The sequence below is a fragment of the Campylobacter sp. JMF_08 NE1 genome, from assembly GCF_027737875.1.
GTDB lineage: Bacteria > Campylobacterota > Campylobacteria > Campylobacterales > Campylobacteraceae > Campylobacter_B.
In genome coordinates this window covers 25,648-36,331 of the sequence record NZ_JAOVUC010000011.1, presented here as the reverse complement: position 1 = coordinate 36,331, position 10,684 = coordinate 25,648, and the positions used below count along the sequence as shown (strand labels likewise).

Annotated in this window: 10 protein-coding genes; 5 read left to right on the top strand and 5 right to left on the bottom strand. The window is 38.8% G+C overall.

Features of this window, described 5'->3' with window-relative positions:
• Window positions 1-186 (top strand): hypothetical protein (locus OFN91_RS08020; protein WP_270873878.1); only part of this gene is annotated, 186 nt, incomplete at its 5' end.
• 294 nt (window positions 187-480) lie between these two features.
• The gene (locus OFN91_RS08015; protein ID WP_270873877.1) at window positions 481-972 is read left to right on the top strand and encodes a hypothetical protein; all 492 of its coding nucleotides are present in this window, start codon (window positions 481-483) and stop codon (window positions 970-972) included.
• Between the two features lie 144 nt (window positions 973-1,116).
• Here OFN91_RS08015 and OFN91_RS08010 read toward each other — a convergent pair whose 3' ends face one another.
• Genes OFN91_RS08010 through dcd form a run of 3 tightly spaced genes read right to left on the bottom strand, consistent with a single transcriptional unit; the run spans window position 1,117 to window position 5,112 of the window.
• Window positions 1,117-2,259 carry a cation:proton antiporter gene (locus OFN91_RS08010; RefSeq protein ID WP_270873876.1) on the bottom strand — a complete coding sequence of 381 codons (1,143 nt, stop codon included), beginning with the start codon at window positions 2,257-2,259 and terminating at the stop codon, window positions 1,117-1,119.
• A gap of 54 nt (window positions 2,260-2,313) precedes the next feature.
• Complete coding sequence (gene topA, locus OFN91_RS08005; protein ID WP_270873875.1) at window positions 2,314-4,542, bottom strand: type I DNA topoisomerase; 2,229 nt, start codon at window positions 4,540-4,542, stop codon at window positions 2,314-2,316.
• 9 nt (window positions 4,543-4,551) lie between these two features.
• Entirely contained in the window at window positions 4,552-5,112 is a 561-nt protein-coding gene (gene dcd, locus OFN91_RS08000; protein ID WP_270866517.1) for a dCTP deaminase, read from the bottom strand.
• 131 nt (window positions 5,113-5,243) lie between these two features.
• Between dcd and OFN91_RS07995 the strand changes: the two genes are divergently transcribed.
• From OFN91_RS07995 to OFN91_RS07985, 3 genes are all read left to right on the top strand, one after another.
• Window positions 5,244-6,293, top strand: coding sequence for a type II asparaginase (locus OFN91_RS07995; RefSeq protein WP_270870109.1), 1,050 nt, complete (start codon window positions 5,244-5,246; stop codon window positions 6,291-6,293).
• Window positions 6,294-6,440: 147 nt separating this feature from the next.
• Window positions 6,441-6,902 carry an acetyl-CoA carboxylase biotin carboxyl carrier protein gene (accB, locus tag OFN91_RS07990; protein WP_270859945.1) on the top strand — a complete coding sequence of 154 codons (462 nt, stop codon included), beginning with the start codon at window positions 6,441-6,443 and terminating at the stop codon, window positions 6,900-6,902.
• A complete protein-coding gene (locus tag OFN91_RS07985) occupies window positions 6,899-8,236 on the top strand; it encodes an acetyl-CoA carboxylase biotin carboxylase subunit (RefSeq protein ID WP_270859944.1) in 1,338 nt (445 codons plus the stop codon). Before accB ends, OFN91_RS07985 begins: the two co-directional genes overlap by 4 nt.
• A 639-nt stretch (window positions 8,237-8,875) precedes the next feature.
• Here the strand turns inward: OFN91_RS07985 and OFN91_RS07980 are convergent.
• Both OFN91_RS07980 and OFN91_RS07975 read right to left on the bottom strand, forming a co-directional pair.
• Window positions 8,876-9,754, bottom strand: coding sequence for a hypothetical protein (locus tag OFN91_RS07980; RefSeq protein WP_270862510.1), 879 nt, complete (start codon window positions 9,752-9,754; stop codon window positions 8,876-8,878).
• A gap of 80 nt (window positions 9,755-9,834) precedes the next feature.
• Window positions 9,835-10,629 (bottom strand): hypothetical protein, encoded by a 795-nt coding sequence (locus tag OFN91_RS07975; RefSeq protein ID WP_270873874.1) that lies wholly within the window; start codon window positions 10,627-10,629, stop codon window positions 9,835-9,837.
• Between the last annotated feature and the right edge of the window lie 55 nt (window positions 10,630-10,684).

Below are 10,684 nucleotides of genomic sequence, written 5' to 3'. Positions count from 1 at the left end.
CCTTGCTCCATACCGAACCAAGAAGCTAAGCTCATCATGGCTGATGATACTCTCCGTTACTCGGATGTCGGGAAAGTAGGTCGTTGCGGACTTTGTTTTATTCTTTATGCTTTTTTAAAATCAATTAAAATTTTATGTCAATCAAATTTTAAATCAATTATAGGTCAGTATTTTGTAGAATTTTAAAATTTAAGCGGAATTTTACCTTGCGAAAAGTGCTTTGTTTGTTTTGTAGAAACTTGCCTTGTGTTTCGCACCTGCACCGTTGCATTGGTTTTTTTGAGTTTTATTAATCGTAGATAGCTAAATTTAACGATATCGAGGCGATTTGGAATTATATTCAAAAGAGTGCAAATAGTGTGAATTTTAGTGATAAAACGATGAAAAAATTTATGTATAATATGCTGATAAAATTGCTTTAAAGAAAGGTTTGTTAGCCTAGATTTAAAATATAATCAAAAAATTTTTAAAAGGACAAGTATGAAAAATATATTGTTTGTTTTATTGGTTATTTTTTCACTAAATGCCGATGAATTTAAATTTGATCCAAAAATAGACAGCATAAATGATTTGAAGCGTTTTTGTTTAAAAAATAAACATGGTGTTGATTTTGGTGATAAGGCTACAAGGGATTATCTGTGCGATAAATATGTTGAAGAGGCTGTTTTGTATTACAATGAAGAGTGCGATAAAAATAATATAGAAGCTTGTTTATCGGTTTCTAATATATATGCGTTTGGATTGGGAAAAGTAAAAGAAAACGACGATAAAGCCCTTGAAATTTATGAAAAAGTCTGCAATCTAAAAGATAAATTTGGTTGCCATATATCTGCTTTGGTGTATTTAAATAAATCAAATAATACAAATGATAAAAATCAAGCAAAAGCATTTAAAAATAAAGCAAAAATGTATTATAAAGAATCTTGCAAATTAGGTAATGAGTGGGATTGCAAAGAAGCAAAGAAATTATAATTTCTTTGCTTATTAAATTTTAGGCTTCATACTGGCAATATTTTTACTAAAATGACGATTATTTGGTATTTTTATAGGCATTATTATATCGTAATGCTAGTCTAGTCCCTTTAAAATTTTAAAAAAATTTGCATTGATTAAATTTTACTTTTTATAATTAAAAATAAAATTTATCAGTATCATCGCCACGAGAGCTTCTATCAGCGAGGCGACAATCATTGCGTAATAAATCTCTTTGCTTATGAAATTTGCCTCGAAAAACAGCGTCGCAGTCGCGATCAAAAGTGTCAGTGGCATTGAGAGGCTAAGCGCAAAAAGCGCGCCTGCTCGCGCGTGCAGTATCTCCCAAAACACCCCAGCGCACAAAATTCTCGTAAAAATCATTATCCCAGCTAGCAGCAGGCAAAATTTCAAAACCCCGGGCATTAGCAGTGCGTCCAGCTCGACCGCCGCGCCTGTGTGTATGAAAAATATCGGCACGATAAAACCAAAGCCAAATGACGATAGCTTTGGCACGAGACCCTCTTTGTGCGAGAAAAATGTCGGCAAAAACGCCCCCGCGATGAAGGCCGCGATAAAGATTTCGATATCTAGCCACGACGCGCTCGCGCAAATTAGGCAAAAAATCGCCATAGCAAATCGTATGTCTTTTTCGTTTTTGTCATAATGTGGCATGATTATGGTTTTTAGGCTTGGATACCACCAAAACACCATTTCTAGGGACTTAAACACTAGCGCGATTGCGCCGATAAAGCCCACAAGCGAGCCGATTTTAAGCAGCATGCTCGCCCCAAAGCCATCTTTTAGGTAAATCCCCACCACGCTAAGGGCTACGATGCTTACTATTTCGCCAAACACGCCTACTAGCATGGCTAGATTGAGCCACTCTTCGTCCTTGCCGTAGTCCTTATACAGCGTCGAGAGCAGTCCCACGCTCATAAGTGGCACGGCGATGATGATTAAATTTGGCAAATCAAAAATCGCTACCAAAATCGCGCCCAAGATATAAAGCAGGGTCAAAAACAGAAGTGATTTTTTTAAAATTTGGCGCGAAATTTTAAACAAAAAACGAAAATCCACCTCTGCCCCAGCCAAAAACATAAGGTAATAAAACCCGATTTTAGAGGCGAAATCAAAGGTAGGATTGGCATAAAGCAGGCCCAAATTTCCAGCGATTATGCCTAGGATTATCTCTGTGGGCGAGACTGGGATTTTTAGCACTTTGGCTAGATACGGCGAGGTAAATATGAAAAATCCTAGCGTGATTAAAATTAAAATTTCGCTCATTTTGGTTAAATTTCGAAATTTAGCCACGCCAAATTTGGCAATGGCTAAATTTGTTTATTCGATTTCCTCTTTAAATTTGCATTTCGGACACTCGGCGAAATTGCCTTTTTTCAGCTCTTTTCGCACCATGTAGGTGTTTTTGCACTCAGGGCATTTGCGCGAAAGCACGGCGTAGTTGCTCACAAAATCGCACTTTGGATAGTTCGAGCAACCATAAAATTTCCCCCTGCGCGAAAATCTCTCGACCACATCGCCTTTGGCGCATTTTGGGCAGATTACGCCGGTGCTGGTGGCCTTTTTGGCTGGGGCTTTGGCTGCGCCTTCGATTTGGCGAGAGTATTTGCATTTCGGATAGCCCTCGCACGCGATAAACTCGCCAAACCTGCCAGCGCGCTTGACTAACTCTTTGCCACATTGCGGGCATTTCTCGCCGATTTTTTCAGGCTCAGATTTGCTTGCCTCATCTGCGCTCTCGCCTAGATTGCGAGAGTATTTGCATTTCGGATAGCCTTCGCACGCGATAAACTCGCCAAAACGCCCAGCGCGCCTTACTAACTCTTTGCCACATTGTGGGCATTTCTCGCCGATTGGTTCGGAGATTTTTTGGCTAGCGATTTCGCTCTTGCCTTTGGCGATTTCGTCCATAAATGGGTAGTAAAAATTCGCCAAAATTTCTTGCCAATCAGCCTTGTTTTCGGCGATTTCGTCGAGTTTTTCTTCCATTTTGGCGGTGAAATTGCTATCAACGATATTTTTAAAATGCCCCTCCAAAACCTCGGTGATTTTAAAGGCGACCTCGGCTGGGATTAGCTGTTTTTTGTCGATTTCGACATATTTTTTCGAGGTTAGAAGCGTGATGGTTGGCGCATAAGTGCTTGGTCTGCCAATGCCTAGGCTTTCGAGTTTTTTAATCAAACTCGCTTCTGAATACCTTGCTGGTGCTTCGGTGAAATGCTGTTGGCTTCCTAGGCTTTCAAGCTCCATTTTATCGCCTTTTTTAAGCTCAGGCAAAATTTTATCCTTATCCAAATCACCATAAACCTTGTAAAATCCGTCAAATGTAACCTTGCGCCCGCTTATGCGAAATTCAGCGCTCGCCCCGCAAATCGTGATTGTTTGGATATCTGAGGTAGAAGCGCTCATTTGGCATGCGATGAAACGATTATAAATCAGCGTATAAAGCCTAGCTTCGTCGCGTGGGAGCGTGGCCTTTGCCATTTGTGGCGTAAAGGCTATGTTTGTAGGGCGAATTGCCTCGTGGGCTTCTTGCGCGCCTTTGGATTTGGTGGTGTAAATGTTTGGCGATTTTGGCAGATACTGCGCGCCATAGGTTTTTTCGATCATATCGCGTGCGGCAGCAACGGCCTCTTTGGCTAAATTTAGGCTATCTGTTCTCATATATGTAATCGCACCGCCAAAATTCGTATTCACCCCCTCATATAGGCTTTGGGCTAGGCTCATAGTCTTGCGAGGATTAAAGCCAAGGCTAGTCGAGGCTGCTTGTTGAAGTGTGCTTGTCATAAACGGCGCGCTTGGGGCTGTTTTGCGAGATTTGCTCTCAATCGCGCTAACGCTAAATTCTTCGCTTTTTAAAATTTTTAGAATTTTATCAGCCTCAGACTTTGTTTTTATGGATAGTTTTTCCATTTTTTCGCCGTTAAATTTGACAAATTCGGCTTCTAGCTTTTTCTTAAAAACAGCGTCTATGCTGTGGTATTCTACCGGCACAAACGCCCTTATTTCGCGCTCTTTATCGACAATGATTTTCAAAGCCGCGCTTTGGACGCGCCCAGCGCTTAGCCCTCTTTGGATTTTGGTGTTTAGTAGCGGACTTAGCTTGTAGCCAACTATGCGATCTAGCAAGCGACGCGCTTGTTGAGCATTTACGCTATTCATATCGAGCGTGCGTGGTGAGTTTATGGCGTTATCAATCGCGCTTTTTGTGATTTCGTGAAATACAATGCGAGGCAGGCTGGTTGGGGCTTTGCCGATTGATTCTGCGATATGGTATGCTATCGCCTCTCCCTCTCTATCCTCGTCGGTTGCTAGGTAAATTTGACCTGCTTTTTTGGCTAAATTTTTTATCTGCGACACGATAGCTTCGTGATCCGCGCTGGTTTCGTATTCGGGGCTAAATTTGTTGCCGTCGATTTTAATGCCAAATTTTTTCTGCGGAAGGTCGCGGATATGACCTTTGCTAGCGATTACTTCGTAATCTTCGCCTAAAAATTTTTTTATCGTTTTGGCTTTGGCTGGTGATTCAACTATGACTAAATTTTTCATATTTCTCTCTTATTTTAAAATTCTTGGCAGCGTAATGCCCTCTTGGGCTTGGTATTTGCCCTTTTTGTCGGCGTATGTTACTTCGCACGGCTCATCGCCTTGCAAAAACAGCACCTGCGCGATTCCCTCGTTTGCGTAAATTTTGGCTGGAAGCGGGGTTGTGTTTGAGATTTCGATTGTGATATGCCCCTTAAATCCCGGCTCAAAAGGCGTTACATTTACGATGATTCCGCACCTTGCGTAAGTGCTCTTGCCAAGGCAGATTGCAAGCACATCAGAAGGCATATTAAAATACTCGATTGTGCGAGCCAGTGCGAAAGAATTTGGCGGGACGATACAGATATCGCCTACGAAATCCACGACATTTTTTTCGTCGAAATTCTTAGGATCGACGACCGTGCCACCGATATTTGTGAAAATTTTAAACTCATTTCCCACTCTGATATCATATCCGTAGCTTGATACGCCATAGCTCACCACGCCACGCCCCACTTGCTCCTCGGCAAATGGCACTATCATAGCGTGCTTTTGCGACATTTCTCTAATCCATTTATCGCTTTTTAGTCCCATATTTATCCTTAAACTGAAAAATTTTTCGCGCATTATAGCAATAAAATTCCACGATTTACAAATTTGGTGCTATAATTCAAATTTAATTTTGCAATTAAATGCAGAAATTTATCAAATTTTAAGGAGACAAGATGAAAATCTTAGGCAAATTCGCGTTCGCTGCGCTTTTTATCGCTTCATCATTAGTTGCGGCTAAACCAAATATTTACATTTTGGCCACAGGTGGCACAATCGCTGGTGGAGGTGATAGCGCTGTTAGCGGTGATTACACATCAGGCACAAAGACTGTCGATGAATTGCTAGCTGCTGTTCCTCAAATCAACGACATTGCAAATGTCAAAGGCGAGCAAATTTCACAAATCGGCTCACAAGAGATGAACGATGAAGTTTGGCTAAAACTAGCAAACCGCGTAAATGAGCTACTTACGAAAAACGATGTCGATGGCGTAGTCATCACTCACGGAACTGACACTATGGAAGAGACAGCGTATTTTCTAAATTTAGTCGTAAAAACTAAAAAACCTATCGTAATGGTTGGCGCGATGAGATCCGGCACTTCACTAAGCGCAGATGGCCCGCTAAATATCTTTAATGGCGTAAATGTCGCAATCAACCCAAGTGCTCGCGAAAAAGGCGTAATGGTCGTAATGAACGACGAAATTCACGCTGCACGCGAAGTAACTAAAACAAACACAACTGCTGTTGATACATTTGCTTCACCAAACGCTGGCAAAATCGGCACCGTAAATTACGGAATCGTAAATTTCTATATGAATCCACTTCGCAAACACACAGTCGATAGCGTATTTAACATCAAAGATGTAAAAGAGCTTCCACGCGTTGATATTTTGTTCGCTCACGCACAAGATGTCGCTGATTTCGTTGAAACTGCTGTTGCAAACGGCGCGAAAGGTATCGTGCTAGCTGGCATGGGTAATGGAAATCCTTTCCCAACCGTCGAAGCTGCACTTGCAAAAGCTAGCGAAGCTGGCGTTGTCGTAGTTCGCGCTTCTCGCACAGGCTCTGGCTCAACAAGCGTTGGCGCAGAGGTCGATGATGCAAAATACGGCTTTTTGACAAGCGACAACCTAAACGCTGCCAAAGCTAGGGTTTTACTACAACTTGCCCTTTCAAAAGGTCTAGACAAAGCGAAAATTGCTGAAATTTACGCTACTCATTAATAACTCTTGGGCGCAGATTTTGCGCCCTTTTTTAAATTTTACTCAATTTCAAATTTCACAAAATTTCGCCAAATTTAAATTTAATGTAAGAATTAACTAAATTTAGGTAAAATGCGCCTTTGGAATTTCTATTTTTAGGAGAAATAAATGAAACAAGAAGATATTAAGGAATTGATGACTTTCTTCGACGAAAAATCATCTCTGAGCAAGATTAAAATTAAAAACGACGATTTTGAAATCGAAATTAAAAAATTCGGCGCAGATATCGAAACCGGCGCAGCATGTGCCACACCTGCACCGCACGCCCCGGCTGCTGTGCCAGCTGTAAATGTCGTCGTAGGCGACTCTCACGCAGCTAGCAAGGCTAGTATGGATACTATCGATAGCCCTATGGTTGGCACTTTTTATAAGGCTGCAAGCCCGGGCGCAAATCCATTTGTAAGTGCTGGTCAAGTCGTGCATAAAGGCGATACTATCGGTATTATCGAAGCGATGAAGATTATGAACGAGGTCGAGGCTGAGTTTGATTGTCGTATCATCAAATCGCTAGTAGAGGACGGACAGCCAGTAGAATACGCTATGTCGCTATTTGAGGTTGAAAAGCTATGAAAGAGCTAAATAAAATTCTTATCGCAAACCGCGGTGAGATAGCACTTCGCGCACTTCGCACAATCCAAGAAATGGGCAAAAAGGCCATTGTCGTGCATTCAACAGCCGATCAAGACGCACTTTATGTCAAATACGCTGACGCTGCGATCTGCATAGGTGGGCCGCGCTCAACCGATAGCTACCTAAATATCCCCGCAATCATCACAGCATGCGAGCTGACAGAGGCTGATGCGATTTTCCCTGGTTATGGATTTTTGAGCGAAAATCAAAATTTCGTCGAAATTTGCGCCAAACACGGCATTAAATTTATCGGACCAAGCGTTGAAGCTATGACGCTAATGAGCGATAAAAGCAAGGCTAAGCAAGTAATGATGAGAGCTGGAATCCCAGTAGTGCCAGGATCAGATGGCGCGATTGCCGATGTCGAGGCTGCGCGCAAACTAGCTAAGGAAATCGGCTATCCTGTCATCATCAAAGCGGCTGCTGGTGGTGGCGGACGCGGTATGAGAGTGGTCGAGAGAGAAGAGGATTTAGAAAAGCTTTTTTGGTCGGCTGAGAGTGAGGCTATGAGTGCTTTTGGTGACGGGACAATGTATATGGAAAAATACATCACAAATCCGCGCCATATCGAGGTTCAAGTCATCGGCGACGAGCACGGAAATGTCCTACATGTGGGCGAGCGCGACTGCTCTATGCAACGCCGCCACCAAAAGCTAATCGAAGAGAGCCCGGCAGTGATACTCGACGAAGAAACCCGCGCCAAGCTCCTAGAAACAGCTGTTCGCGCGACTAAGGCGATAGGCTATGTCAGTGCGGGAACATTTGAGTTTTTATACGACAGCAAGGATAAGAAATTTTATTTCATCGAAATGAATACGCGCTTGCAGGTCGAGCATACAGTCAGCGAAATGCGCTCAGGGCTTGATTTGATCGAGCAAATGATAAGGGTAGCCGAGGGTCATAAGCTCCCTAGCCAAGATGAGATTAAATTTAGCGGTCATGCGATCGAGTGCAGAATCACAGCCGAAGATCCGAAAAGCTTCATGCCAAATCCGGGCAAAATCACTCGCTACATAGCACCTGGCGGACGCAATGTGCGTATGGATAGCCATGTGTATGAGGGATACAGCGTGCCGGCATTTTACGATAGTATGATTGGCAAGCTCATCGTGCATGACAAAGACAGGCTTCGCGCGATTTCAAAGATGAAAATCGCACTATCTCAGCTCGTCATCGGCGGTATCAAATCTACCCGCGATTTCCACATTGCGATGATGAATAACCCTGATTTTATCAACAACGACTACGATACAAACTATTTGTCAAAACACTAAAATTCTAAATTTAGCCCATTTTTGGGCTAAATTTAGTTAAATTATTTATTTTTATTTTCTTTCATTAAACATGTAAGTTATTATAAAAACAAACACACAAATCGGTGCAACCAAAAAACCAAATAATCCTATAAGGGTATTTATGTATTCGCTATTGCCATATAAATACTTTGTTGCAACAAAATACAAAAAACCAACATACAAAATTATCAATGATAAATTTTCAATGCAAAAAACTATCACACTTAATTTTGGATTTTTTATAAATAAATTGCTGTATTTGAATTGTTTATATCTAGCATAAAAATATTTAACAAGATAAATACAAACGAACAAGGCTATAATTAGATTAATAGTAATTCTTATTGCAACACTATCACTAATCAATAACAATATCATAGATACTAATGCTCCCGCCAAATAACCAAATATTAAAATTAATGGCAAAAATAATACATATCTGATATTTCTACAAATTCTATATTTTTGTTTCAAATTCACAAAACGCACCCATTTCACTTTTTAAAAATTTTATTGTGCTTTAAATAAGCCATTTCAGCTAACAGCCCGAATTCTGTAATGTTTTGTTCTAATGTATTCATTAGATTTCTCCTTATTGAAAAATTTTATTTTAAATAATTATTGATAAATATCAATAGATAAACCTTTGCTCCATTTATCCATATCGAAGACTTTTTCTATTTCTTGTATTTTGCCACATACTTTATTCGTAAATTGGTAATCATCGGTAAAATGCGGCATTAATATTTCAGGGAAAATAAAAGTCGCTTCTTCTCTATTTCTAATATACATTTTCCAAAAAGCTATCTCTTTTTCTGTTTTATTTTCTACAATAGATACATTTACGATATGATAAAAAGCATTTTCAAATAAACTATCAGAGATTTTTTCACTTTTATTTATTATTATAGAATAGTTGTAATTTTTGATAATATCTCTATCTTTTTCCGCTTCGTTGCGTTTTGTTATTTTGAATTTGGCTTCTTTGATAGCCTTTTCATTTTCTCTATAAAAGTGAAATTGAGCTGATTTATCGGTGTGTAAATTTTGATATTGCGAAATTAAATTTATGTATTGCGTGTAATGGGTTGAATTTTTATCAAAATATACTTCTTCTACTTTTCCATTGCTGCATTTATATTTATCCGTTATTTTGCTATTACACTCGATTGCTATTTTTTCAATATGAATTCCGTCTAATAAAGCCTCTATTAAATGTAAGCTAGTATCTATATCACCGACTTTGGCGTTGTCAATTTTGACATATACACTTTTTGGATATTCTACAATTTTATCAATCTTGGATTTAGGCTCTATTTGGCAATATTTATTTGCGATAATCCTAGTAGGAACGACATCGTAAAACGGCACTAAAACACATAAGGCAACAGATATAGCCACTGCTTTATTGCTTTTTGAAACTGCACCCACAATAACGCATATTATAACGCTTACTACTACATAAGCGGCAAATACAAAAGTTATAATTAAGTCCATAAATTTTCCTTTCAGGTCGTATCGGTTATCTGTGATACCGAATTTTTTTAAATTTACAAATTTTGTAAGTTGAGAATTCGTTACTCATCTTTTGTTCCTTGTAAATATTTTATTAAAAAAGTTGTTTTGTTGCTATTGTTAAAATAATGTTTCCAGTGGTCGTATGTCGGTGACATTTTTTCAAACCAAGAACCAAACCAAAACGAATAGTATGAAATTGCTAATATTTTGTTTTGAGAATTATCAATCAATTTATAATCCCAAGCATATCCTAAATCAAAAAATATATTGCGTTTTAAGACAATATCTGGGTTTTCATAAAATTTTTGTTTATTTTCATAATTTATATGGCTATATCCATTTACATTAGCTTCTACAATTTCAATATGACTTGCTTCATTTTCTTGTATTTCTTTATTTGCTATACAAATTCCCCTGTTTAAATAATCTCTTTCATAATGTAAATCTTTATTTTGATATTTCACACAATATGGCGAATTTGACTTATTCAAATATGTTCTATAATATTTTTTATCTATAATATCAATATAATCAACGCCGATATTAGGCATAATAGAATAATCAAAGCCACAATAATAATTAAATGGGCTATTGCTCTTTTCGTTTGGATATGTTGTTTGACAAGCACCTACAAAAATTGTGTTAAATTTTACTTTTTCCACAATTTCCATTTTTGCAAAATTTTCAGAATAGCTCTTAAATAAAAAATTTCCGTAAATTATACTCCCAAAAAATAATGCAAACCAAACTACAAAAAATAATGCTTTTAATAATTTTGTTTTGCATTGTTTTAATCCCCAAAAAAGGATATAGAAAATAATCACAAAAATAAATATAACAAATAGTCCTATCATAATTTTCCTTTCATGTCGTATCGTTTATCTGTGATAGCGAATTTTTTAAATTTAC